The organism is Streptomyces mayonensis (assembly GCF_018982965.1).
Lineage (GTDB): Bacteria > Actinomycetota > Actinomycetes > Streptomycetales > Streptomycetaceae > Streptomyces > Streptomyces mayonensis.
Genome location: NZ_JACBYP010000024.1, coordinates 35,978 through 60,778, shown reverse-complemented (window position 1 = coordinate 60,778; position 24,801 = coordinate 35,978). Strand labels below are relative to the sequence as shown.

Below are 24,801 nucleotides of genomic sequence, written 5' to 3'. Positions count from 1 at the left end.
TCACCGTGATGGAAGCGAGGGCCGGGGAGCGCCGGGGCGGAAAGCAAGGCAGGGCCAACCTACATCCGACTGCCGGTCCGGCGTACCAGGGCCGCTTCGGAGACCAGTTCGCACCAGGAGAGGTCGGCGGCGTCCACCTGTGCCGCGTGGGCGGCGGCAGGCCAGCGCTGCCAGAGCCCGCCCTCGCTCCAGGCGGTGAAGCGCCGGTGCGCGGTGGAGTGGGAGACGCCGAAATGGGACGGGAGTTGCTGCCAGCCGCAGCCCGAGGTGAGGACGTAGACGACCGCGGTGAGGGCGGCGCGCTCGTCCTCGGAGGCAGCGGGCAGCAGGGGCGCCGCGACTTCCCACAGCACGTCGGGCACCAGGCGCCGGGCCAGCGCCGGGTCGAGCGCGGCCGAGGAGCGGCCGCGGGGCGCCTCCGCCCGCGAAACGGCGACGCCGGCGTGCTCGCCGGCGGACACGCCCCGCCCCTCCCGCGCCTGAACGACGTCGTCGGCCTGCGCCTGATAGGCCTTCCACTGCGTCAGCAGATCGTGGTGGCTGCCGCGGATCCAGCGCATGTAGTCGCGCATGTTGCCCAGCCTGCGGCGTGGCGCCTCCTCCTCGGGACCGAGCAGCGCGAGCGCCTCGACGGCCAGCTCCTCCTGCCGGTCCAGATGCCGCCGTTCGCCGGCCAGGAAGCTCCCCCACACGTCGTCGTCGACGCGGAAGTAGTGGCCGCGCCTGCCGGGCACCGCGTGGCGCCTGATGAACCCCGCCTCGACCAGCCGGCGGGTCGCGAGCGAGACCGAGCCGGCGCTCACCTTCAGCTCCCGGGCCAGCTCGGCCGAGGAGACGTAGGGAACGTCGGTGATCAGGAGGTAGGCGACGATGCGGCCGTCCATGCGCCCGCTGCCCGCGCCCTCCCAGACCAGACCGACCTCCTCGACGAAGAGCTCGCGGCTCCAGCCCCCCGTGTCCTGACGCCCGTCGGTGTCGCGCACGGTGCCGTCCCCGGCGTCGTCGCCGACCATGTTGCCTCCCAGTAAACTTTCATCTCATGCTAAAAGTTTTGCACTTTTGCATTGACATGGCATCTCAGCGACACCCAGTATCCCGGTACGCGTCGCGTTGAGAACCCCGAATCCGGCCCGTCTCCCGGTCCGGCACACGGCGCCCGCCCTCTCCTCCAGGGAGTCGTCTTGCGCAGAACATCCATGCTCACGGTCACGGCAAGCTTGTCCCTTCCCCTCGTTCTCGTGCTGGCCGGCTGCTCCGGCGGCAGCGGCAGCACGGACGGGGGCGCCGCCGCCGGCGGATTCTCGGTCGCCGTCGGCGAGCCCGACCATCTCACCCCCGGCCGTACCACCGTCGGCTACGACCAGGTGCGGGTGCTGTTCGCACCGCTGGTCAAGGTCGACAACAAGGGCAGGACCAGCTACGTCCAGGCCGAGTCGGTGACCTCCTCCGACGCCCGCCACTGGACCATCAAGCTCCGCTCCGGCTGGACCTTCCACAACGGCGAGCCCGTCACCGCCCGGAGTTACGCCGACGCCTGGAACGCCACCGCCTACGGTCCCAACGGCTGGGCGGGCAACGGCCAGCTCGCCGGGATCGAGGGATACGAGGCGCTGAACCCTGCCGAGGGCAAGCCGAAGACCAAGACCCTCTCCGGAGTCGAGGTCGTCGACGCCACCACCCTCAAGGTCACCCTCTCCGGCCCCGACAGCCAGTTCCCACTGCGTCTCACCCCGAGCCAGACCGGCTTCTACCCGTTGCCGAAGGCCGCGTTCGAGGACCCCGAGGGCTACGACAAGGCGCCCGTCGGCAACGGCCCCTTCAAGATGGACGCCGCCTGGAAGGAGGACGAGGGCGCCACGGTCACCGCCTACGACGCCTACCGGGGCACCAGGCCGGAGGCACCCGCCATCACCTTCAAGTCCTACGCCGACCTCAACACCGCCTACACCGACGCGCTCGCGGGCAACACCGACGTCATCGGCGTGCCGGTCAGCAAGTACGGCCAGGCGAAGGCCGACTTCGGGGACCGCCTGCACACCTACGAGGCCCCGTCGCTGGAGTTCATGACGCTGCCCCTGAAGGACGAACGGTACGACGACGTGCGGCTGCGCAAGGCGCTGTCGATGTCCATCGACCGGGACGCGGTGAACAAGGCCATCTACGGCGGCCTGTACACCCCGGCCACCTCCCTCACCCCGCCCTCCGAGGTCGGGGCGGAAACCGGCCTGTGCGACGCCTGCGCCTTCGACCCGGCGGCGGCCAGGAAGCTGCTGGCCGAGGCGGGTGGCTGGTCCGGGCAGCTCACGATCACCTACCCGGGCGGACTCGGCCTGGACGAGCTGTACAAGGCGATCGCCAACCAGATCCGCCAGAACCTGGGCATCGACGAGGTCCGGGCCGAACCCACCGCCGACTGGGCCGAGTTCAGCGAGAAGGTGCTCGGCAAGAAGATCACCGGCCTCTCGCACGCCCACTGGGGCGCCCTGTACCCGAGCATGCAGAACACGTTGCAGGGCGTCTTCACCGAGAGCGGCGGCTGCATGTGCAGCAACTACGGCGACAAGGCCGTCGACGACCTGCTCCGGCAGGCCGACGCCGCCACCGAACCGACCGCTGCACAGCGCCTCTACAACGACGCCCAGAAGGAAATCCTGAAGGACTTCCCCGTGGTCCCGCTCTTCTTCGGCAGCTACGTCTACGCCGCCACGGAGCGGGTGTCCGGAGTGACCGTGGGCCCCGCCGACGTCGAACTCGCCCGCATCTCCGTCACGGGCTGACCCTCCCCGGCTGCCCGCCGCACGCCCGCCCCTACGCCTCGGGAGATCCGTACCCGTATGACAGCCGCGACGTCAGAATCCGCCGCCTCCGCCACCCCCTTCGCACCGGGCCCCGACGCCTGGGTACGGCACGCGGCGACCGTCCCGCCGGCCCAGGCCTATCCGGGCGTGGACGAACTGGTCGCCCGTTTCCGTGAATTGGCGGACCGGTATCCCGCGCTGGTGACCGAGCGCCGCGTCGGCACCTCCGCGCTCGGTGAGCCCCTGTACTGCTTCACGGTGGCAGAGGACCGCCCCACCGCCGAGGAGGGCGGCGGCTACGTCGTCGTGGGCGGCGTCCACCCCAACGAGCCGGTCGGCGCGGTCACCACCCTCCACCTCGCCACCGCCCTGTGCGAGGACTCGGACCTGCGCGCCCACTTCGGCGGCGCCTGGCACATCGTGCCCTGCATCGACCCCGACGGCGCCCGGCTCAACGAGGGCTGGTTCGCCGTCCCCGCCGACAAACGCGCCTACGGCCGCCACTTCTACCGGCCGGCCGGCGACCAGCAGGTCGAGTGGACCTTCCCGTTCTCCTACAAGGACGCCTACTTCGACCGCGTCCTGCCCGAGACGCTCGCCCTGATGCGGCTCCTGGACGCCACCCGCCCCCGCTTCCTGACCACCCTGCACAACTGCGAGACGGGCGGCGTCTACTACTACCTGAACCGGCCCGCCCCCGACCTGTACCCGCTCCTCGCCGACATCCCGGCCTCCCTCGGCATGCCGCTCGCCACCGGCGAGCCCGAGGCGGCCCACGCCCCGCGCCACGCCCCCGCGGTCTACGGCTGCATCGACATGAAGGACGCCTACGACTACCTCGAAGGGCTCGGCGCCGACGCGGCCGGCAAGATCGCGGGCTCGTCCAGTGCCGCGTACGCCGAGAAGTACGGCACCTTCTACTTCGTCACCGAGGTCCCCCACTGGAGCCACCCGGACGCGGACGACGACTCGCCCGCCGAACAGCGGTACGCGGACGTGGTCGCGCACCGGGCCCGCGCCCTGGACGAGACCGGCACCTTCCTGGGCGGCATCCTCGACCGGGCGAGCCCCCACCTGACCATCGCGACTCCCTTCCTGCGCGCCGTACGCGACTTCGTGCCCTCGCTGACCGAGGTCGCCGCCCTGGAGTCGGCCCGCGTGGACGACCTGCCGGACCGGGCCGCGACCGTCGCCGAACGCCACGACTGCGAGGCGAGCGTGCACAGTTTCCGCATCCGCGTCGGCGGCATGCTGCTGCGCGCCCTTGGCGCCGAACTGGCCGCGGGCACCGCCACCCCCGAGGTGCGCCGCTGCCACCGGGAACTGCTCGCCACCTACGAGATCTGGGAGCGGGAGGCCGACCGGGTCACCGGCGAGCCCATCGCGATCTCCACGCTGGCCGGCATCCAGTACGGGGCGCTGCTCGCCGCCGCGGACCACGCGCGCGCGGCCGACACCACCGCGGCCCGCCCGGAGCGCACCGGGGAACCACGATGACCTACCTCGTACGCCGCCTGCTGGAGGCGCTGCTCGTCTTCTTCGGCATCAGCCTGGTCATCTACGCAATGACCTATGTGCTGCCCGGCGATCCCGTCGCCGCACTCGCGGGCGACCGGCCGCTGGCCCCGAGCGTGGTGCGGGCACTGCGCGAACAGCACCACCTGGACGACCCGTTGTTCGTCCAGTACGGCCACTACCTGGCCGGACTGTTCCAGGGCGACCTGGGCACGGACTTCAGCGGCCGGCCGGTCGCCGACCAGATGGCCGACCGCTGGCCGGTCACGATCAAACTCGCCCTGACCGCCTGGGTGATCGAGGCCGTCGTCGGCATCGGTCTCGGCGTCCTGGCGGCGCTGCGCCGGGGGACCTGGACGGACCGCACGGTGCTGGCGTTCACCATCGGCGCCACCTCGGTCCCGGTGTTCGTGCTCGCCTACACCGCGCAGATGGTCCTCGGGGTGAAGTTCGGCCTGTTCCCGGTCGCGGGGACCACCGAGGGCTGGCCGGCCGGCTATGTGCTGCCGGCCCTGTGCGTGGCGGCCTTCGGACTGGCCTCGGTGTCCCGGCTGGTGCGCGCCGAGGTCATCGACAACCTGCGCGCCGACTACGTCCGTACGGCCGTCGCCAAGGGGCTCACCCGGCGCCGGGTGGTCGGCGTGCACGTCCTGCGCAACTCCCTGATCCCGGCCGTCACCTTTCTCGCCGTGGACCTCGGCTACCTCCTCGGCGGCACCGTGATCATCGAGGGGGTCTTCAACCTGCCCGGCATCGGCCAGCTGCTCTTCCAGGCCGTCCGTGGACACGCCGGGCCGACGGTGGTGGGGGTGTCCACGGCGCTCATCCTGATCTTCCTCGCCGCGAGCGTGCTGGTCGACCTCCTCAACAGCCTTCTGGACCCGAGGATCCGCCATGACTGACACCCTGACCGCGCCGGCGGACACGTCCCCGGACGGCGCCGCCCCGCCGGTCTCCTCCGCAGGCGCCGGATGGCGCACACTGCGCCGCAGGCCCGCCTTCCTGCTCACCGGGGCCGGTGTCCTGCTGCTCCTCCTCGTCGCGGCCGCGCCGGGGCTCTTCGCGGGCTGGTTCGGCCACGGCGACCCGACCGTCTGCGATCTCACGCACAGCGCGCGGGGCCCGTCCGCCGGGCACCCCTTCGGCTACGACGTGCAGGGCTGCGACCTGTACGCCAACGTCGTGCACGGGGCGCGCGCCTCGCTCGGGGTGGGCTTCCTCGCCACCGCCGCCTCGCTCGCCGTGGCGCTCGTCCTCGGCTGCCTGGCCGGCATGGCGGGCCGGATCGTGGACAGCGTGGTCGCCCGGCTCACCGACGTGTTCCTGGGCTTCCCGTTCCTGCTCGGAGCGATCGTCGTCCTGAACACCCTGCCCACCCGCGACATACCGACGGTGGCCGCCGTACTGGCGCTGTTCGGCTGGCCGACCATGACCCGGGTGGTCCGCGCCTCCGTCCGTTCGGTGCGTGAGGCCGACTACGTCGTGATGGCCCGCAGTCTGGGCGCCGGCCCCTGGGACATCGTCCGCAGGCACGTCCTGCCCAACGCGCTCACCCCGGCGCTGGTCCTCGCCACCATCACCGTGGGCGGGGTCATCGTGGCCGAGGCCTCGCTCACCTTCCTCGGCGTCGGACTCCAGTCCCCTTCGATCTCCTGGGGACTTCAGCTGGCCGGGGCGCAGAACTCCTTCCGCACCCATCCGCATCTGCTCGTCTTCCCCGGGCTGTTCCTCTCCTTCACCGTGTTCGTCCTGATCACCTTCGGAGACACCGTGCGCGACGCCCTGGACCCGAGAGGACGGTGACCCCGTGACGACCACGACCGGCGGCACACCCGCCGAGCCGCAGCCTCTTCTGGAGGCCGAGGACCTGACCGTCGACCTGCTGTCCGGGACTCCGGGCGCGCCCCGGTCCCGGCGGGTGGTGCGCGGTGTCTCCTTCACCCTGCACGAGGGCGAGACCCTGGCCCTCATCGGCGAGTCCGGGTCCGGCAAGAGCCTGTCGGCGATGGCGCTGATGGGCCTGCTGCCCGCCACCACCGCCGAGGTCGGCGGCAGCGTCCGCCACCGCGGCACGGACCTGCTCGCCCTCCACCCCGACGCGTTGCGCGCACGGCGCGGCAAGCACATCGCGATGATCTTCCAGGACGCGCTGTCCGCCCTCAATCCCACGCTCACCGTGGGCTTCCAGATCGCCGAGGTGATCCGCGCTCACGAGCAGGTGGGCCGCCGCGAGGCCCGCGCCCGCGCCGTCGAGCTGATGGCCCGGGTCCGCATCCCCGATCCGGCCCGCCGCTACCGCGACTATCCCCACCAGTTCTCCGGCGGCATGCGCCAGCGCATCATGATCGCCTCGGCCCTCGCTCTCTCCCCCGACGTCCTGATCGCGGACGAACCGACCACGGCCCTGGACGTCACCGTGCAGGCCCAGATCATGGAGTTGCTCGCCGAACTGCGCGAGTCGACCGGCTCCGCACTGCTGCTGATCACCCACGACCTCGGCCTCGCCGCCACCGCGGCCGACCGGGTCGCCATCATGTACGCCGGGCACATCGTCGAGCAGGCACCGGTCGAGGATCTCTACGACCGGCCCGCCCACCCCTACACCGAGGGCCTGCTCGCCGCCCTGCCCCGCCTGGAGGGGCCGCCGGACGATCTCACCCCCATTCCCGGTACTCCCCCAGCCCCCGGGCCCCTGCCGCCCGGCTGCTCCTTCCGCCCGCGCTGTCCCGCCGCCCGCGACTCCTGCGCCACGCGGCAGCCGGCGCTGCTCCCGGCCCCGCCTGCACGGCTCGTCGCGTGCCACTACCCGCTGGAGGCCTCCAGTGCCCGATGACGTCACCGACACCGGCAAGAGCCCGACCGTCACCGCCGCCGCACCGGCTGCGCCCGTGCTGCTGGAGGCGCGCGGACTGGTCAGGCACTACACCTCGGGAGGCCCGTTCGGCATCGGCCGCGGCCGGGCGACCGTCCGCGCCGTCGACGGGGTCGACCTGGCCCTGCGCAGCGGCAGCACCCTGGGGCTCGTCGGCGAGTCCGGCTGCGGCAAGTCGACCCTCACCCGGCTCCTGCTGGCCCTCGACCGGCCCACCTCCGGCACGGTACGTGTGGACGGGCGGGACCTGCTCGGCCTGCCCCGCTCCGAGCTGCGGCGCCGCCGGCGCGACATCCAGCTCGTGATGCAGGACCCGTACACGTCACTGGACCCCCGGATGACCGCCCTGGAGATCGTCCGGGAGCCGATGGACGTCCACCGCGCCCCGGAGGCGAAACACAGCCGGTCGGCCCGGGCCCGCGAACTGATGGAGATGGTCGGCCTCGACCCGGACCACGGGCACCGCCACCCCCACCAGTTCTCCGGCGGCCAGCGCCAGCGGCTCGGCATCGCCCGCGCACTCGCCCTGCGTCCCAGGATCCTGCTCTGCGACGAACCGGTGTCCGCGCTCGACGTGTCGGTCCAGGCGCAGGTGATGAACCTGCTCAAGGAACTGCAGCGGACCTTCGGTCTTTCGTACGTCTTCATCGCCCACGACCTGGCCGTGGTCCGCAACATCGCGGACGAGGTCGCCGTCATGTACCTGGGCCGGATCGTGGAGCAGGGCGACCGCGACACGGTGTACGGCCGTCCCGCGCACCCCTACACCCGCGCCCTGCTCTCCGCCGTCCCCGAGCCGGACCCGCGCCGCCGGGGCGAGAGTGAGCGCATCGTCCTCCAGGGCGACCCGCCGAGCCCGGCCCGGCCGCCGGCCGGCTGCCCGTTCCACACCCGTTGCTGGAAGAGCGAGAAGGTCTGCACCGAGAAGCGGCCCGTGCTGACCCCGACCGAGCCCGGCGGCGAGCGCCGCGTCGCCTGCCACTTTCCCGAGAACGACTGACCAGAACCGCCGACGAGAACAACCGCCGAGAACGACTGACGGACGGAACAGATGCTGCAACAGGAGATCTTCCGGGTCGACGACCCCGGATGGATCCGCGACCTCGCCCACGCCCACCCCTGGGCCACCCTGATCAGCAACACCGAGCACGGCGGCCTGGTCGTCTCCCATCTGCCGGTGCTCGTCGAGCGCACCGCACCGGACGCCCCGGACGGCACGCTCACCCTGCTCGGGCACCTGGCCCGCACCGACGCCCTGGAGCACGAACTCGGTTCGCACGACGTCGCCGTGGTGCTCCAAGGACCGCACGGTTACCTCTCGCCCGTCTGGTACGAGGAGACACCGCACGTCCCCACCTGGAACTTCACGGTCCTGCACGTCCACGGCCGGCCCGAGATCCTCGCCCCCGACGAGACCTACGACGTCCTGTCCGACACCGTGGACCACTTCGAGGACCACTTCCCCGAGCCCTGGCGGCTCGCCCGGGTCGAGGACTACGCCCACCGCATCGCCCCGGGGGTGACCGGATTCCGGCTGCCCGCCGCGCGCCTGACGGCCAAGGCGAAACTCAGCCAGGACGAGTCCGAGGACGTCGTACGGCGCCTGGCCGCGGCCCTCGAGTCGGACCAGCCCTACGCTCATCCCCAACTCGCCCGTGCCATGCGCGACATACGGAGGACCCCGTGACCTCGACCACCACCACCGTGCCGGCCGACGACGCGCGGGGGACCGCACCCCCCGTCACCCTGCGCCGGGTGCACCTGGGCGCGGGCGGGCCGCTGAGCGACGTCCGGACCGAGGGCGGCCTGGTCACGGCCGTCCACCCGGCGGGCACCGCCCCGCAGGCCGAGGGAGAGGACCTCGACCTCGACGGACGCACCCTGCTGCCGGGGCTGTGGGACGCCCACGTCCACATGGTCCAGTGGGCCGGTGTACGCCGCCGCCTCGACCTGTCCGGCGCAGGCTCGGCCCGGGACGCGGCGGACGCCGCCGGGCGCCGGGCCGAGGGCCTGCCGGCCGACGAGCCGCTGATCGGTTACGGCTTCCGCGACGCGCTGTGGCCCGACACCCCGCACAAGGACCTCCTTGACGCCCTCGTCCCGGACCGGCCGACCCTGCTGATCAGCATGGATCTCCACTGTGCCTGGCTCAACTCGGCCGCGCTCGCGACGGTGGGGCGCGGCGGTCACCCCACCGGCCTGCTCTTCGAGGGCGAGAGCATGCGAGCCATCGCCGAACTCACCGCCGTACCGGCGCGGGTGACGGACCAGTGGGTCCGGGAGGCCGCCGCTGCCGCCGCCGCCCGGGGCGTCACCGGCATCGTCGACTTCGAGTACGCGGACAACATCACGGACTGGACCCGGCGGATGAGCGAGGAGAGCACCGGGACCTTCCCGCTGCGGGTGGCCGCCTCGATCTGGCTCCCGCAGCTGGAGGGCGCGATCGCCCGCGGCCTGCGCACCGGTCGGCTGCTGCCCGTACCGGGCGGTCTGCTGGAGGTCGGGCCGTTCAAGCTGCTCACCGACGGATCCCTCAACACCCGCACCGCGCTGTGCCACGACCCGTACCCGGACCGGGATCCCGAGGCACCCGACGCCCGCGGACTGGAGGAGGTCTCCCCCGGGGAGCTGGTGTCGCTGCTGCGCCGCGCGTCCGGGCACGGCATCACACCCGCCGTGCACGCGATCGGGGACCGCGCCAACGAGATGGCCCTGGACGCCTTCGAAACGGTGCGCTGCCGGGGCAGCGTCGAGCACGGCCAGCTCCTGGCCGCCAAGGACGTGCCGCGCTTCGCCGAGCTGGGGGTCACCGTCAGCGTCCAGCCCACCCATGCCGTGGACGACCGGGACGTCGCGCGGCGGCACTGGGCGGGCCGTACCCACCGCGCCTACGCCTTCGCGGACCTGCTGGCCGCCGGAGCCGACCTCGCACTCGGCTCCGACGCCCCCGTTGCCCCGCTCGACCCCTGGCTGACCATCGCCTCGGCGGTCGAGCGGACCGACGACGAGCGCCCGCCGTTCCACCCCGAACAGCGCATCCCGGTGACGGCCGCCCTCGCCGCCTCGTCCCGGGGCCGACGGCTGATCCGGGCCGGCGACGACGCGGACCTGGTGATCACCGACACCGACCCGCTGACCGCGGACACCGCCACCCTGCGGGCCATGCCGGTGCACGCGACCATGCTGGCGGGTGTCTGGACCCACCGCACGTCCTGACGCGCGGTACACCGCCGCGTCGGCCGGGGCAGGGCGGGCCATCCACCGGCCGAACGCGGAGGACACCCCGACGTGCAGGCCGCTGAGGACCGGGGTGACCCCGGCGGCCGTGAACGTGGTCCCGTTCAGTCGGCGGATGCCCGTCACGTGGGTCATGGCATAGACGCCGGCCTGACGCACGCCATCGGCTCCCCTGGCACGTTGAAGGGGTACACCGGCGACACGGGAGTCACGGCATCGAGCCAAGGTGACGAGGCAGACATGCGCCGCGTCCTTGGACGCTGCTACCGAAAGCGGCCGGGAGTGCGGCCGAGCGCCGCCCAGCCAACTCCCTTCTGCAAGCTCATCGAAGCACGACGCGCGTTCGGACGACCACCCGAGACGCCCTTCCAGGGACGGCAAGGACCTGAAGCACTGAGCTGTGGCTTCGCACTTCCACGCGGGGCGCTCCGTCCAAGGCTCGCAGCAGACGACGCCGTTCGTCAGCAGGGAGACACTCCGGCATCCGCACCCCCTCCCCCGTCTTGTCCCCGGCCGGCCTCACCGCTCCCCGGCGAGGTCGAGATCGCCCTTGCTCGTCTCGGCCACACCCTCAGCGCCCCGGGGACGCCGCCACGGGTGCGCGATCGGACCCGACAGCGCACGCCACCACGCGTCCCCCGGCAGTTCCCCCGCCGGCTCGAACGGCTCCCCCGGCCGCGGAAACGCCACCGCCTGCCCGACCTCCTCGGCAGCGTCCTTCGTCCACTCCCCCGGCTCCGCCCACGCGTGCGGGGCCAGGTTGAAGGTGCCCCAGTGGATGGGGAGCAGGGCACCCCGGGGCTCGCCTCCCTGGAGGTCCAGGTGAGCCCGTACCGCCTCGGCCGGTGTCATGTGGATGTCCGGCCAGAAGTCCGAGTACGCCCCGAGCTGGATCATCGTGGCGTCGAAGGGGCCGTGGGCGGCGCCGATGTCGCGGAAGCCCTCGAAGTAGCCGGTGTCTCCGCTGTGGTAGACGCGGTGCTCGTCCCCGGCGACGACCCAGGACGCCCAGAGGGTGTGCTGGGTGTTGCGCAGCCCGCGCCCGCAGAAGTGCCGGGCCGGGGTGGCGGTCAGGGTGAGGCCGCCGACCCGCGTCTCCTCGTGCCAGTCCAGCTCGCGCAGGCGGTCGGGGGACACGCCCCAGTGTTCGAGGTGGGCGCCGACACCGAGCGGGACGGCGAAGAGGGTGTCCGTGCCGGCCAGGGCCTTGATCGTGGGCAGGTCGAGGTGGTCGTAGTGGTCGTGGGAGATGACGACCACGTCCACCCGGCCCAGGGCCGCGAGGGGCAGCGGCACGGGGTGCAGCCGCTTGGGTCCTGCGAAGGGGAACGGGGAGCAGCGCTCGCCCCACACGGGGTCGAAGAGCACCCGCTGCCCGTCGATCTCGGCGAGCACGCTGGAGTGTCCCATCCAGGTCAGCCGGAGTCCGGAGGCGGGCGGCCGGGCGAGGTCGGCGAGCGTGGTGGCGTGGACCGGGACGGGACCGCGGGGGGCCCGGCGCTGCCGCGTGTCCTTGTCGACGTAGGTCTTGGCGAGTTCCGCGACCGATCCCGAGGGCCGGGTCCGTGCCGTGCCCCCGGGGTTCTGGAAGACGCCGTCACGGAAGTGCGGCGATCTGCGGATGCGCGCCATGCGCTCGCCGCTCGGGTCCGCGCCGAAGGCCGCCGGACGCGGCACGCGGAACCCGGCACTCGGGGAACGGAAACCGGCCACGGTACCTCCAGGTGGAGTAGGTCAGATCTCAACAGGGGTCGTCCGGCCCGACGCCACGGCCGTCCGGTCCGACGTCACCTCGAACGACCGGTGCCGGCTCCTGGTTCCCCCGGGACCGGTGCAACCGGAAAAGCGTTCCGGCGCCCGTGCGGGTCAGGCCACCGCACCGATCCGCATCTTGATGTCGTCCGGCGACAGCGTTCCCTTGGCCGTCACGTGGTCGCCCGACGACTCGCCGCGCAGCCGGCGTCCGATCCACGGCACCAGGTACTCGCGCGCCCAGTGCACGTCGTCGCGCCGGACGTCCAGCGTGCCGCGGGGCGGCAGGGGCGGCCAGGGCTGGTCCGGGTCGGCCGGGACGGGCAGACCGAGGGCCTGTCCCGCGCGCAGCGCCACGCGTGTGTGGCCCTCCGGGGACAGGTGCAGCCGGTCGGCGTCCCAGGCCCTGCGGTCCTGCACGCTGCGCAGCGACCACAGGTCGAGCACCGGGCAGCCGTAGCGGTCGGCGACGGCGCGGACATGCCCGTTGTACGTGGCGATCTTGCCGCGCAGATGCTTGAGGACGGGCACCCCGCGGGTGTCGAACCCGGTCGTCACCAGGACGGTGCCGGCCGCGCCGGTCAGCGCGGCCACCGCCAGTTCGAACCGCTCGGCCACCTCGTCGGGGTCCGTGCCGGGCCGCAGGATGTCGTTGCCGCCCGCCGCGAACGAGACCAGGTCGGGTGCGAGGCCGGCGACCCGCGGGACCTGTTCCGACACGATCTGGTCGAGCAGCCTGCCGCGGACGGCGAGATTGGTGTACGTGAAGTCGCCCTCCGGACGCCGGTCCGCGAGCAGCACGGCGAGCCGGTCGGCCCAGCCGACGAACGAGCCGTCGGGCCCGGGGTCGCCGACGCCTTCGGTGAAGCTGTCCCCCACCGCCACGTACGACCCGATCACTGTTCTGCTGTCACTCTTCGCATCGTCTGCCACATCGGCCCATGATTCACCGTGGATTGTGACCTACGCGACCGTAGGAAGGGGTTGACGTGCGGTGAGAAAAGCCACGCCTAAAGTGTTCGTCAATTCCGGAATACACCGAAGGCCGGACCCGGGGATCGGGGTCCGGCCTTCGGTGGCGCGGAGGCCGCGTACGGGGTCCGTCAGACGGAGACGCCGTGCGAGCGCAGGTAGGCGAGCGGGTCGACGTCCGAGCCGTAGTCCGGCGTGGTGCGGATCTCGAAGTGCAGGTGCGGGCCGGTCACGTTGCCGGTGGCGCCCGAGAGGCCGACCTGCTGGCCCGCCGTCACCGACTGGCCGGCGGAGACGGACAGCGAGGACAGGTGGGCGTACTGGGCGTAGTGGCCGTCGGCGAGCTGGATGACGACCTGGTTGCCGTAGGCGCCGCCCCAGCCGGCGGAGACGACGGTGCCCGCGCCGACGGCCTTGAGCGAGGTGCCGGTCGGGACGACGAAGTCCGTGCCGGTGTGGTAGCCGCTGGACCACATGCTGCCGGACTGGTGGTACGGGGTGCCCACGGTGCCGCCCGCGACGGGCGAGGTGAAGCCGCCGGAGGTGCCGGTGTCGGAGGAGGAGGTGTTCTCGGCCTCCGTCGACTTCTGCGCCGACGACTGCTCGGCCGGCTTCTCGGCGGACTTCTTCGCGGGCTTCTCCGCCGGCTTCTCGGCGGGCTTCTCCGCCTCCGCGGAGGACGGGGCCGACGGCTTGGCGGCCGGTCCGCCGATGGACAGCTCGAGACCGGGGTGGATCAGCGACGGGTCCGAACCGACGGCCTCACGGTTGTCCGAGTAGAGCTTCTTCCAGCCGCCGTCGACGTCCTGCTCGTCGGCGATCTTCGAAAGATAGTCGCCGTTCTTCACGGTGTAGGTCCGCGCGTCCGAGTTCTTTTCGGAACCACCGGCGGCGGCCTTCTCGGCCGACGCCGGAACGGACTGCGCGGCCTGCTCGGAAACGGAGTGCGCGGGAGCGGCATGGGCGCCGGCGGCGCCCATCAGTGGAAGTGCGAGCGCGGCGCCGCCGGTGCCGGCGACGGCGATGGTGCGGGTCAGGCGCATGGCCCTGGTACGGCGGTGCTTACCCTTCGCGGGCATGGCGAATTCCTCTCCGGCGCCTGCGAGGTGAGCTGTCGGGTGCGGGCTGGAGATGCCCGGCCGCGGCGGAAACCGCGGCTTTACCCCAAGCCGTTCCGGGAACCGGAACAGGCAGTCGTACCTGTGGGTCCCCCGCTCCTGCCGTGTACGGGTGGTCGATGAGTGCGGGGTCCGGTCGGCGGCAGGATTAGGCGTCCGTCCGGATCGGTCGTGAACGTAAGGGACCGGGACGCACGGGGACAAGCGAGAGGTTCCCGCGACCGGTGTTCCGATTGATCCTTTACGGGAATTACCGGTGACACTGCGTCGATTTCAATACAGCCGGTCGACTCGAATTCCCTTGAGAACCAGTTGCATTACGTGAACATGACCGACAACGCACCGTCACTGCTATGACGCTGCTCACGCCCCACCGGCCCACCTTCCGCCATTTCAGGCCCACTTACCATCAAGGCGTCAATTCGGGCAGAAGGCTTTTTCTCGCCCCAATGCCCCTTTCGTCGGCGGCTGTCGTGCCGGAGGGATGCCGTATCGTCGAGTGGCGCCCGCCCGCGACCAGCGCCGGCGGGGCGGAGTGGGAGGAGCCCCCGTGACGCAGCAGGTCCCCTCGACCGAGCCCGAGCTGACCGGTGTGCGCAATCTCCGGGACCTGGGCGGCCTGCCGACCGTGGACGGACGGCGGGTGCGGCAGGGGGTGCTGTTCCGCAGCGGCCACCTCGCGCACGCGACCGCCGAGGACGCCGTCTTCCTGGCCTCCCTGGGTCTGCACACGGTCTTCGACTTCCGCAACGCGGCCGACCAGCGGCTGGAGGGCCCCGACGTCGGACTGCCGGGCGTGCGCAACGTGAACCTGCCGCTGAGCGACCCGGCCGACGGCGCCGAGTTCTGGGCGATGGTCCGCGACGGCGACCTCGACCAGCTGCGCGGGATCCTCTCCGGCGACAAGGGCGCCGACCGGATGACCGACTCCTACCGGAGGATCATCAAGGAGCGTACGGCGGAGCACTCCCGGGTGCTGCACGCACTCGCGCAGGACAGCGTCCCCGCCCTGATGCACTGCTCGGCCGGCAAGGACCGCGCGGGCCTGTCCGTCGCGGTCACCCTGCTCGCCCTCGGCGTCGAGCGCGAAGCCGTCGTCGAGGACTACCTGAAGTCGAACGCCACGCACCGCCGCTACCGGGTGCGCCGCAGCGGTTCCGCCGCCTCGGCCTACTCTCCCGAGGTCATGGAGCTGCTCAGCCCGCTCTTCGACGCCCGCACCGCGTACCTGACGGCGGCCTTCGACACCGTCGAGGAGACCTGGGGCGGTGTCGACGCGTATCTGGAGAAGGGCCTGCGCCTGACGCCGGAGACCCGGGAGCGGCTGCGCGGCCGGATGCTGGACTGAGCCGGGCTACTTCGCGGAGTTGGCCCCGACCTCGAACAGCAGGTAGAGGAAGCCGCCGAAGACGTGCCCGAGGGCGATGTAGATGAACAGACGCACCCACAGGGCACGCGGGAACTTGTCCTGGATGCTGCTCATGGCATCTCTCCGGGGGTCGGGCCGAGGCACAGCGTGGCCGTCGGGCTCTGCAGCAGGGTGTGGACGAAGAGCAGCTCGACCCCGTCGGCGTCCCGCGCGGCGATCCGGTGCGGGGTCAGGGAGTCGAAGTGCGCGCTGTCTCCGGCGGCGAGCCGGTGCTCGGTGTCCCCGAGGCGCAGCCGCAGGCGGCCCTTGAGGACGTACAGCCACTCCTCGCCGGGATGGACCCGCACGATGTCGCCCTGTGAGCCGTAGGGCACCCGGACGCGCAGGGTCTGCATGCCGCGTCCAGGGCCCCCTGCCCGCCAGTACGTCCAGCCGCCGGCGGCGGTGGGCTCCATGTCGGCGGCGCGCACGACGGCGTCCCGGTCGGCGGTCGTCTCGCCGAGCAGCTCGGCGACGGTCGTACCGTAGACCCGGGCGAGGGAGAGCAGCATGGGCAGCGAGGGCTGCCGCCGGCCGGTCTCCAGGCGGGAGAGGTGGGCGGGCGACAGCCCGGCGGAGCGGGCCGCGGCCTCCAGGGTCAGGGCCGCCCGCCGTCGCAGCTCACGCAGCTGGGGAGCGACGACGGCGACCGCCCCTTCGTCCGGGCCGGTCTCGGAGGAGCTCATGCCTCCATTCAGCCTCAATATTGCCTAGCGGGCAAATTTCTTGCCTCTCAGGTAAAGAGCCTGGTCGTGGGGCAGGGCCCCGGCTCAGCGGTTGGCGACCGCCTGCTTGACGAGGGTCTTGCCGAAGTCCCACATCAGGCCACCGCCATGGTGCGCGTCCTCCATCACCTCCGTGAAGGCGTCGACGAACCGGTCGGCGTCGTCGGTGTCGACGATCAGCGGCGGGATCAGCTTGATCACCTCCAGGTGGTCGCCGGACACCTGGGTCAGGATCCGGTGCCGTTGCAGCAGCGGCACGACCACCATCTGCGCGAACAGGCCCTTGCGCGCGGTCTGCAGCATGGTCCAGCGGCTGCGCAGCTTCAGGGACCTGGGCCGGCCGAACTCGATGCCGATCATCAGGCCCCGGCCCCGGACGTCGGCGAGCAGTTCGTAGCGGTCCACCAGCCCGGCCAGCCGCGACTTCAGCCGCTCGCCGACCGCGGCGGCGTTCGCCACGATCTCCTCGTTCTCCATCACGGACAGCACGGCGAGCCCGGCGGCCATGGCCTGCGCGTTGGACCCGAAGCTCGCCGAGTGGACCTGCACGCGGTCCATCGAGGAGTACACCTTCTGGAAGATCCACTCCTTGCCCAGGGTGGCCCCCACCGGCACGTATCCGCCGGACAGCGCCTTGGCGACGCAGACCAGGTCGGGCTCCACCCCGTCGTCGTGCTGGTATGCGTAGAACTTCCCGGTGCGGCCGAGTCCCGTCTGCACCTCGTCGGCGATCAGCAGCGCCTTGTGCCGGTGCAGCAGCTCCTGCGCGGCACGGAGATAGCCGGGCGGGGCCTCGTGCACGCCCTTGCCCTGGACCGGCTCCACGATCAGCGCGGCCACGTCGCCCTTCTTCAGCTCCCGTGCCAGGGCGTCCAGGTCGCCGAGCGGGACGGCGGTGTCCGGGAGCAGGGGCGCGAAGCCCTTGCGGAAACCGTCCTCGCCGTTGACGGAGAGGGAGCCGGTGGTCAGTCCGTGGAAGGCGTGCGAGCAGTACAGGATCCGCTGTCTGCCGGTCGCGTACCGGGCGAACTTGAGGGCGGTCTCCACGGCCTCGGTGCCGCTGTTGCCGAAGAAGACCCGGTCCAGGTGCGGGCTGTAGGAGAGCAGCTTCTCGGCCAGCAGTCCGGGCAGCGGCGGGCAGTCGAAACGCGTCAGGTCGGCCAGTGAGGCGTCGAGTACGTCGTGCAGCGCCTTGCGGACGACCGGGTGGTGGCGGCCCAGTCCCATGACCGCGAACCCGGCGAGCATGTCCAGGTAGTCGTTGCCGTCCGCGTCCCAGAAGTGCGCGCCCTCGGCCCGCTCGTAGACCTTGTCGAAGCCGATGGTGTGCAGCATGCGCGGCAGCTGGTGGTTGAGGTGCTTGGCGTGCAGCTCGTACCGCTCGCCCCCGCGCTCGGCCAGGAGCGTGGCGAGGTCGAACTCCTTGGTCATTCAGTTCTCTCCTTGCGCTGGCACGACGATCCGTCGGTCGCCGGACTGTTCCACTGCCTCTTCCCCGGCCTCTTCCCCGGCCTGTTCCCCGCCGCCTTCGGCGAGGGCCAGGCCGGCGCTGATCCGCCCGGCGACGTCGACCGGGGTGAGGCCGATGTCCGCGAGCACCTCTGCGCGCTTGGCGTGCGCGAGGAACTGCTCGGGGATGCCGAAGCGGCGTACGGGGACGTCGACCTCGGCGTCGCCGAGTGCCAGTGCCACCGCCGAACCGACCCCGGCCGCGCGGCTGTTGTCCTCCACGACGGCCACCAGACGGTGCCGGGCCGCGAGCGGGGCGAGCGCGGGGTCGACGGGTTTGACCCAGCGCGGGTCGACGACGGTGCAGCCGATGCCGCGGGCCTGAAGCAGCTCGGCGGCACCGAGGCAGACCGGCGCCATCACGCCGACGGCCACGAGCAGCACCTGCGGCCGGTCCGCGGCGTGCAGGACGTCCAGGCCGCCGATCCGGTCCACGGCGGGTACGGCGGGTCCGACGGACTCCTTCGGGAAGCGCACCAGCGTCGGCGCGTCGTCGACGGCGACCGCCTCGCGCAGCTGGGCGCGCAGTTGGTCGGCGTCGCGCGGGGCCGCGATGCGCAGCCCGGGGACGACCTGGAGCACGGACATGTCCCACATGCCGTTGTGCGAGGGGCCGTCGGCACCGGTGACGCCCGCCCGGTCCAGAACGAAGGTGACGCCGCAACGGTGCAGTGCCACGTCCATCAGGAGCTGGTCGAAGGCCCGGTTGAGGAAGGTGGCGTAGACGGAGACGACCGGGTGCAGTCCGCCGGTGGCGAGTCCGGCGGCGGACACGGCCGCGTGCTGCTCGGCGATGCCGACGTCCCAGACCCGGTCGGGGAACCGTTCGGCGAAGGGCCCCAGGCCGACGGGGTGCAGCATGGCGGCGGTGATCGCCACCACGTCGTCGCGCTCCTCGCCGATACGGACGATCTCCTCGCCGAACACCGAGGTCCAGGACGGCCCGTTGGACGGGCTGAGCGGCTCGCAGGTCAGCGGGTCCATCACCCCGACCGTGTGGAAGTGGTCCTCCTCGTCGCGCAGCGCCGGCTCGTAGCCGCGGCCCTTCTCGGTGAGGCAGTGCACAAGGACCGGCCCGTGGAAGCGTTTCGCACGCCTGAGCGCCGATTCGACGGCGCCGATGTCGTGCCCGTCGATCGGGCCGAGGTACTTCAGCCCCAGGTCCTCGAAGAGCCCCTGCGGGGCGAAGGCGTCCTTGAACCCCTTCTTGGCGCCGTGCAGGGCCTCGTACACGGTGTTGCCGACCACGGGTGTGCGCTGGAGGACGTCCTTGCCCCAGGCCAGCATCCGCTCGTAGCCGTCGGTGGTGCGCAGGGTCGCGAGGTGGTTGGCGAGGCCGCCGATGGTCGGCGCGTACGAGCGTTCGTTGTCGTTGACGACGACGATCAGCGGCCGGTCCCTGGCCGCCGCGATGTTGTTCAGGGCCTCCCAGGCCATGCCGCCGGTGAGCGCTCCGTCACCGATGACGGCGACGACGTGGCTGCGCTCCCCCTGCACCTGGCGGGCCTTGGCGAGGCCGTCGGCCCAGCCGAGGACGGTGGAGGCGTGGCTGTTCTCGATGACGTCGTGCTCGGACTCCTCGCGCGAGGGGTAGCCGGACAGGCCGCCCTTGCTGCGCAGTTTGGAGAAGTCCTGGCGTCCGGTCAGGAGTTTGTGCACGTAGCTCTGGTGGCCGGTGTCCCACAGGATGCGGTCGTCCGGCGACTCGAAGACCCGGTGCAGGGCGACGGTGAGTTCCACCACGCCGAGGTTGGGTCCGAGGTGACCGCCGGTGCGGGCGACCGCATGCACCAGGAAGTCACGTATCTCGTCGGACAGTTCACCGAGTTCCGCCTCGGACAGCGCCTTCAGGTCGCGTGGTCCCCGGATGCTCTCCAGAATCGTCACGCTCGGGCCCCCTTCGGTCCGTGGTGCTTCAGCTCACGGTGACGGCCGGCTCCCCCGACGCGCCGTCCTTCTCCATCTGCTCGGCGATCCTCATCGCCTCGTCGACGAGGGTCTCCACGATCTTCGACTCGGGGACGGTCCTGACGACCTCGCCCTTGACGAAGATCTGCCCCTTGCCGTTGCCGGAGGCGACTCCGAGGTCGGCCTCGCGGGCCTCGCCGGGGCCGTTGACGACGCAGCCCATGACCGCGACGCGCAGCGGCACCTCCAGTCCCTCCAGACCGGCCGTGACCTCCTCGGCCAGCTTGTACACGTCGACCTGGGCGCGGCCGCAGGACGGGCAGGAGACGATCTCCAGCCGGCGTTCCCTGAGCCCCAGTGCCTGGAGGATCTGGATGCCGACCTTGATCTCCTCCACCGGCGGGGCCGACAGGGAGACGCGGATCGTGTCACCGATGCCCTCGGAAAGCAGCGCGCCGAAGGCGACCGCCGACTTGACGGTGCCCTGGAAGGCGGGGCCCGCCTCGGTGACGCCGAGGTGCAGCGGGTAGTCGCACTGCGCGGCGAGCCGGCGGTAGGCCTCGACCATCACCACCGGGTCGTTGTGCTTGACCGAGATCTTGATGTCCCCCAAGCCGTGCTCCTCGAAGAGGGACGCCTCCCACAACGCCGACTCCGCCAGCGCCTCGGGGGTCGCCCTGCCGTACTTCTGCAGCAGCCGGCGGTCCAGCGAGCCCGCGTTGACGCCGATGCGGATCGGCGTGCCGTGGTCCTTCGCCGCCTTGGCGATCTCCTTGACCTTGTCGTCGAACTGCTTGATGTTGCCCGGGTTCACCCGGACCGCGGCGCAGCCCGCCTCGATCGCGGCGAAGACGTACTTGGGCTGGAAGTGGATGTCCGCGATCACCGGGATCTGCGACTTCCGCGCGATCACGGGCAGCGCGTCCGCGTCGTCCTGGGTGGGGCAGGCCACCCGCACGATCTGGCAGCCCGACGCCGTCAGCTCGGCGATCTGCTGGAGCGTGGCACCGATGTCGGAGGTACGCGTCGTCGTCATCGACTGCACCGACACCGGGGCCCCGCCGCCGACCGCCACCGGCCCGACCTGGATCCGCCGCGACACGCGCCGCTCGGCGATCGGCCGGACCGGTACCCAGGGAAGCCCCAAGGGGATGGCGGTCATCGCGTCACTCCCGGTTCGAGGAGACGGTCTCGCGCATGGCGCGCAGGGACTCCTTGAGCGATCCCATGGTGGCCAGGACGGCGGTGGGCTCGTAGCCGCAGTGCGCCATGCAGTTGTCGCAGCGCGGGTCCTTGCCGCGGCCGTACTTGTCCCAGTCGGTCTTCTCGATCAGCTCCCGGTACGTGGGCACGTATCCGTCGCTCATCAGGTAGCAGGGGCGCTGCCAGCCGAAGAGGGAGTAGTTCGGGATCGCCCAGGCGGTGCACGGGAAGTCGACCTTGCCCTCGAGGAAGTCGAGGAACAGCGGGGAGTGGTTGAGCCGCCAGCGGGCCCGGTTGCCGCCGGAGAAGGCCTTCTTGAACAGCTCGCGGGTCTGCTCCACGCCCAGGAAGTGCTCCTGGTCGGGCGCCTTCTCGTAGGCGTAGGCGGGCGAGATCATCATCTCGTCGACCTTGAGGTCGTCGTTGAGGAAGTTGAGCACCTCGACGATGGTCTGCGGGGTGTCGGTGTTGAAGAAGGTCGAGTTGGTGGTCACCCGGAAGCCGCGCCGCTTGGCCTCCTTGATGGCCTCCACGGCCTCGTCGAACACGCCCTCCTTCGCCACGGACTCGTCGTGCCGCTCGCGCAGCCCGTCGATGTGCACCGCGAAGGCGAAGTAGGGCGAGGGCTTGAACTTGTCCATCTTCTTGCGCATGAGCAGGGCGTTGGTGCACAGGAAGACGTACTTCCGCTTGGCCACCAACTGCCGCACGATCTCGTCGATCTGCGGGTGCATCAGGGGCTCGCCGCCGGCGATGGAGACCATCGGCGCACCGGACTCGAGCACCGCTCCGACGGCCTGTGCGACCGGCATGCGCTGCTTGAGGACTCCGGCGGGGTGCTGGATCTTGCCGCACCCCTCGCACTTCAGGTTGCAGGCGAAGAGCGGCTCCAGCTCCACGATGAGCGGGAACTTGTCCCGTCGGCGAATCTTCTGTTCGGCCAGGTATGTAGCGACCTTGACGGACTGGCGCAGCGGCATGGCCATCTGGGCTCACCTCCGGGGGAGCAGCAAAGAACGGTGCCATTCGAAAAATGCGGGTAGTACGGATCGAAGGACGCGGAAAGCCGATATTCCACCGCGTACTGTGCCGATCCGGACGAGTTCGTGTTCTGGAGCGTCCACGACCACCCGGACGGCCGCAACGGGGCGCGGGCCCGTGCGGACGGCGCCCAGGAGCGTGGCCGCGGACTCCATGTCCACGGCGATCGCGCCGGTCGCGAGCAGATCGGCGCGTTCGGGGCCGCGGACGACGTGGTCGGAGCCGGTCAGCGGCCCGGTGTGGACGGTGCGCCCCGGGACGGCTCGCGCGAGTTCCTTGACGAGCCGGTCGGTCGCGACGCAGGCGACGGTCGAGCGCGGGTCCCGGGTCTCCTCGGCGACGACCAGGTCGCCGGGGTGCATGCCGGGGGCCAGTCCCGCGCAGAAGCCCGTGGCGAGCACGGCGGCGCCGCCGAGGGCCGGGTCGGCGAGGACCCGGGTGACCGAGCGTTCGGCCGCCTTCGGTCCCATGCCGGTGCGCAGGACGGTGACCGGCCCGCCGGCCGCGCCGCGGTCGCCGGTGCGCAGGGCGAGGTGCTCGATGCCGAGCGCGCAGGCGATCAGCAGCGGGGGCGGGCCGGTCTGCGGGGTCATCAGCGGCCCTTCACCTCGGCCACGGAAGCCTCAGCCACGGGTGCCCCGGACGCGCGCGTCCCGGACGCCGCCCCGGACGCGGCGGTGTCCGTCACCCCGGCCTCCGTCACGGCGGGCACGGTCGCGCTCTTGGCGAAGGGCTCTCCGTGCACGTACCGGCCGAGGGCGGTGAGCGGGAAGACCTGGCGGTAGAGGTGGTAGTTGATGGAGAAGTCCCAGGGGAAGCCGGTGCCCGTGAAGTAGGGCTCGTCCCAGGAGCCGTCCTCCCGCTGGGTGGCCGCGAGCCATGCGACGCCGCGTTCCACGGCCTTGGACTCCCGCTCCCCCGCCGCCAGCAGGGCCATCAGCGCCCAGCCGGTCTGCGAGGCGGTCGAGGCGCCCCGGCCGCTCCACTCCCTGACGTACCGGTAGGAGCGCAGGTCCTCGCCCCAGCCGCCGTCCTCGTTCTGCACGGACTCCAGCCAGCGCACCGCGCGGCGGATCGCCGGGTGCGAGGCGGGCAGTCCGGCGGCGGTCAGGGCGGGGATCACCGACCCGGTGCCGTAGACGTAGTTGACGCCCCAGCGGCCGAACCACGAGCCGTCCGCCTCCTGGTGGTCCAGGAGCCACTGGATGCCGCGGCGGGTGCGCGGGTCGTGGGCGAGCCCCTCGACGGCGAGCATCTCGACGACGTGCGCGGTGACGTCCGCGGACGGCGGGTCGATGACCTCGCCGAAGTCGCAGAACGGCAGCCTGTTGGGGAAGGCGCTGGTGTTGTCGACGTCGAAGGCGCCCCACGCGCCGTTCTTCGACTGCATGCCGAGGTTCCAGCGCACCCCGCGGCCGATCGCCTTCTCCACCCGTTCCGGGTCGTGGTGCCGGACGCGGCGCAGAGCGAGGACCACCTCGGCGGTGTCGTCGATGTCGGGGTAGTTGTCGTTGTGGAACTCGAACGCCCAGCCGCCCGGCGGGAGTCCGGGACGCTTCACGGACCAGTCGCCGGGGCGCACGATCTGTTCGCCCAGCATCCAGTCGGAGGCCTTGACCAGCTGCGGATGGTCCTCGGGCAGGCCCGCGTCGGCCAGCGCGATGGTGGCCAGGCAGGTGTCCCACACCGGGGACTGACAGGCCTCGATCATCCGGGCCCCGTCCTCGCGCCACACGGCGAAACGGTCCAGGGACTCCAGCCCCGCGCGCATCACGGGGTGTTCGAGGTCGTAGCCGAGCAGGTAGAGCGCGATGACCGAGTAGACGGCGGGGGGCTGGATGCCGCCCCAGCAGCCGTCGTTCTCCTGCCGCTCGATGATCCAGCGGGCGGCGGTGTTCATCGCGGCGCGCCGCAGCCGGCGCGGGGCCACCTTGCGGTAGGCGTGCAGGGCCTTGTCGATGCGCTGGAAGGCACCGTCCCAGCTGGCCGCCGGTGCCAGGGGCCGCTGCGGGTTGGGCCGGGCCGGGTCGGTGTGGAGTTCGTCCAGCGGGAAGGGCGCGGGCCGCACCGGCCGCTTCGCGGAGACGATGGTGAGCGGCACGATGGTCTGCCGGGCCCAGCAGCCGAAGTCGTAGATGTTGAGCGGTACCCAGGTGGGGAAGTAGATGAGTTCCGGCGGGAGTTCGGGCAGGTCCTCCCACTTCCACCAGCCGAACAGGGCCAGCCAGATCCGGGTGAAGACCCTGGCGGAGGCGATGCCGCCGCGGGACCTGATCCATTCCGAGGCCCGCGCCATGTGCGGCGCGTCGGGCGCGTCGCCGGCCAGGCGGAGGGCGACGTAGGCCTCGATGGTGGTGGAGAGTTCGCCGGGGCCGCCGTAGAAGGTGGCCCAGGTGCCGTCCTCGCGCTGCTCGCCGCGGATGAACAGGGCGGCGGCGCGCGTGGTCTCCTCGTCCTGGATGCCGAGGAACTGACGCAGAAGCAGGTCCTCGGCGTCCATCGTGACGTTGGTGTCGAGGTCGCCCTTCCACCAGCCCTGGGCGTCCTGCCGGGACAGCAGGAAGTCGGTGGCGCGCCGGATGGCGCGTGCGGCGGCTTCGGGTACCCCGGCCGCCGTGTCGGGGATCGTGATGTCGGTGTCGCTGGCCGAGGCTGCCAGGGGCCTCAGGGAGGCCCCGGTGCTTCCGTCGGTCGTCGCTGTCATGGCTTCCCCTTCGTGCAGTGTGTGATACGTCTGCTGGGT

General features: G+C 71.7%; 21 protein-coding genes, 1 pseudogene and 1 riboswitch. Of the genes and pseudogenes, 9 read left to right on the top strand and 13 right to left on the bottom strand.

Annotated features, from left to right (window positions below):
• Nucleotides 1-59: 59 nt before the first annotated feature.
• A complete protein-coding gene (locus HZS56_RS12260) occupies nucleotides 60-1,013 on the bottom strand; it encodes a transposase (protein ID WP_216720709.1) in 954 nt (317 codons plus the stop codon).
• A 204-nt stretch (nucleotides 1,014-1,217) separates the two neighbouring features.
• Between HZS56_RS12260 and HZS56_RS12255 the strand changes: the two genes are divergently transcribed.
• From HZS56_RS12255 to HZS56_RS12220, 8 genes are read left to right on the top strand one after another with little or no spacing between them, the layout of a single operon-like run.
• Nucleotides 1,218-2,777 carry a peptide ABC transporter substrate-binding protein gene (locus HZS56_RS12255; protein ID WP_253914114.1) on the top strand — a complete coding sequence of 520 codons (1,560 nt, stop codon included), beginning with the start codon at nucleotides 1,218-1,220 and terminating at the stop codon, nucleotides 2,775-2,777.
• A 57-nt stretch (nucleotides 2,778-2,834) separates the two neighbouring features.
• On the top strand, nucleotides 2,835-4,295 hold the full coding sequence (locus HZS56_RS12250; protein WP_216720708.1) for a M14 family zinc carboxypeptidase: 1,461 nt from the start codon (nucleotides 2,835-2,837) through the stop codon (nucleotides 4,293-4,295).
• On the top strand, nucleotides 4,292-5,215 hold the full coding sequence (locus HZS56_RS12245) for an ABC transporter permease (protein ID WP_216720707.1): 924 nt from the start codon (nucleotides 4,292-4,294) through the stop codon (nucleotides 5,213-5,215). Before HZS56_RS12250 ends, HZS56_RS12245 begins: the two co-directional genes overlap by 4 nt.
• A complete protein-coding gene (locus tag HZS56_RS12240; protein ID WP_216720706.1) occupies nucleotides 5,208-6,116 on the top strand; it encodes an ABC transporter permease in 909 nt (302 codons plus the stop codon). Before HZS56_RS12245 ends, HZS56_RS12240 begins: the two co-directional genes overlap by 8 nt.
• A gap of 4 nt (nucleotides 6,117-6,120) precedes the next feature.
• Entirely contained in the window at nucleotides 6,121-7,146 is a 1,026-nt protein-coding gene (locus HZS56_RS12235) for an ABC transporter ATP-binding protein (protein ID WP_216720705.1), read from the top strand.
• Nucleotides 7,136-8,185 carry an ABC transporter ATP-binding protein gene (locus HZS56_RS12230; RefSeq protein WP_216720704.1) on the top strand — a complete coding sequence of 350 codons (1,050 nt, stop codon included), beginning with the start codon at nucleotides 7,136-7,138 and terminating at the stop codon, nucleotides 8,183-8,185. The genes HZS56_RS12235 and HZS56_RS12230 overlap by 11 nt, the downstream gene beginning before the upstream one ends.
• Nucleotides 8,186-8,236: 51 nt before the next feature.
• Nucleotides 8,237-8,872 (top strand): FMN-binding negative transcriptional regulator, encoded by a 636-nt coding sequence (locus HZS56_RS12225; RefSeq protein ID WP_216720703.1) that lies wholly within the window; start codon nucleotides 8,237-8,239, stop codon nucleotides 8,870-8,872.
• Nucleotides 8,869-10,401, top strand: coding sequence for an amidohydrolase (locus HZS56_RS12220; protein ID WP_216720702.1), 1,533 nt, complete (start codon nucleotides 8,869-8,871; stop codon nucleotides 10,399-10,401). Before HZS56_RS12225 ends, HZS56_RS12220 begins: the two co-directional genes overlap by 4 nt.
• Nucleotides 10,402-10,440: 39 nt before the next feature.
• On the opposite strand, the pseudogene HZS56_RS39260 reads toward HZS56_RS12220, so the two are convergent.
• The 4 genes and pseudogenes from HZS56_RS39260 to HZS56_RS12205 all read right to left on the bottom strand — a co-directional run.
• A pseudogene (locus HZS56_RS39260) lies at nucleotides 10,441-10,581 on the bottom strand (YopA family protein); the annotation flags it as partial.
• Between the two features lie 360 nt (nucleotides 10,582-10,941).
• Nucleotides 10,942-12,135, bottom strand: a complete 1,194-nt coding sequence (locus HZS56_RS12215; protein WP_216720701.1) for an MBL fold metallo-hydrolase — start codon at nucleotides 12,133-12,135, stop codon at nucleotides 10,942-10,944.
• 153 nt (nucleotides 12,136-12,288) lie between these two features.
• Nucleotides 12,289-13,074 carry an SGNH/GDSL hydrolase family protein gene (locus tag HZS56_RS12210; protein ID WP_216720726.1) on the bottom strand — a complete coding sequence of 262 codons (786 nt, stop codon included), beginning with the start codon at nucleotides 13,072-13,074 and terminating at the stop codon, nucleotides 12,289-12,291.
• Between the two features lie 203 nt (nucleotides 13,075-13,277).
• Nucleotides 13,278-14,225 carry a M23 family metallopeptidase gene (locus HZS56_RS12205; protein WP_216720700.1) on the bottom strand — a complete coding sequence of 316 codons (948 nt, stop codon included), beginning with the start codon at nucleotides 14,223-14,225 and terminating at the stop codon, nucleotides 13,278-13,280.
• A 4-nt stretch (nucleotides 14,226-14,229) separates the two neighbouring features.
• Nucleotides 14,230-14,389: riboswitch (cyclic di-AMP (ydaO/yuaA leader) on the bottom strand.
• A gap of 425 nt (nucleotides 14,390-14,814) precedes the next feature.
• On the opposite strand from HZS56_RS12205, the gene HZS56_RS12200 reads away from it, so the two are divergent.
• Nucleotides 14,815-15,612, top strand: coding sequence for a tyrosine-protein phosphatase (locus tag HZS56_RS12200; protein WP_216720699.1), 798 nt, complete (start codon nucleotides 14,815-14,817; stop codon nucleotides 15,610-15,612).
• Nucleotides 15,613-15,618: 6 nt separating this feature from the next.
• Here the strand turns inward: HZS56_RS12200 and HZS56_RS12195 are convergent, their stop codons facing one another.
• The 8 genes from HZS56_RS12195 to shc all read right to left on the bottom strand — a co-directional run bounded on the left by HZS56_RS12195 (nucleotide 15,619) and on the right by shc (nucleotide 24,762).
• Nucleotides 15,619-15,747, bottom strand: a complete 129-nt coding sequence (locus HZS56_RS12195; protein ID WP_216720698.1) for a DUF6126 family protein — start codon at nucleotides 15,745-15,747, stop codon at nucleotides 15,619-15,621.
• Entirely contained in the window at nucleotides 15,744-16,358 is a 615-nt protein-coding gene (locus HZS56_RS12190; RefSeq protein WP_216720697.1) for a helix-turn-helix domain-containing protein, read from the bottom strand. The genes HZS56_RS12195 and HZS56_RS12190 overlap by 4 nt, the downstream gene beginning before the upstream one ends.
• Before the next feature lie 84 nt (nucleotides 16,359-16,442).
• Nucleotides 16,443-17,828 (bottom strand): aspartate aminotransferase family protein, encoded by a 1,386-nt coding sequence (locus HZS56_RS12185; RefSeq protein WP_216720696.1) that lies wholly within the window; start codon nucleotides 17,826-17,828, stop codon nucleotides 16,443-16,445.
• Entirely contained in the window at nucleotides 17,829-19,793 is a 1,965-nt protein-coding gene (gene dxs / locus HZS56_RS12180; protein WP_216720695.1) for a 1-deoxy-D-xylulose-5-phosphate synthase, read from the bottom strand. It abuts the gene before it with no gap.
• 28 nt (nucleotides 19,794-19,821) lie between these two features.
• On the bottom strand, nucleotides 19,822-20,976 hold the full coding sequence (gene ispG / locus HZS56_RS12175; RefSeq protein ID WP_216720694.1) for a flavodoxin-dependent (E)-4-hydroxy-3-methylbut-2-enyl-diphosphate synthase: 1,155 nt from the start codon (nucleotides 20,974-20,976) through the stop codon (nucleotides 19,822-19,824).
• 4 nt (nucleotides 20,977-20,980) lie between these two features.
• A complete protein-coding gene (hpnH, locus tag HZS56_RS12170) occupies nucleotides 20,981-22,003 on the bottom strand; it encodes an adenosyl-hopene transferase HpnH (protein ID WP_216720693.1) in 1,023 nt (340 codons plus the stop codon).
• Between the two features lie 6 nt (nucleotides 22,004-22,009).
• Nucleotides 22,010-22,651, bottom strand: a complete 642-nt coding sequence (locus tag HZS56_RS12165; protein ID WP_216720692.1) for a phosphorylase family protein — start codon at nucleotides 22,649-22,651, stop codon at nucleotides 22,010-22,012.
• Nucleotides 22,651-24,762 (bottom strand): squalene--hopene cyclase, encoded by a 2,112-nt coding sequence (gene shc / locus HZS56_RS12160; protein ID WP_216720691.1) that lies wholly within the window; start codon nucleotides 24,760-24,762, stop codon nucleotides 22,651-22,653. Before shc ends, HZS56_RS12165 begins: the two co-directional genes overlap by 1 nt.
• Between the last annotated feature and the right edge of the window lie 39 nt (nucleotides 24,763-24,801).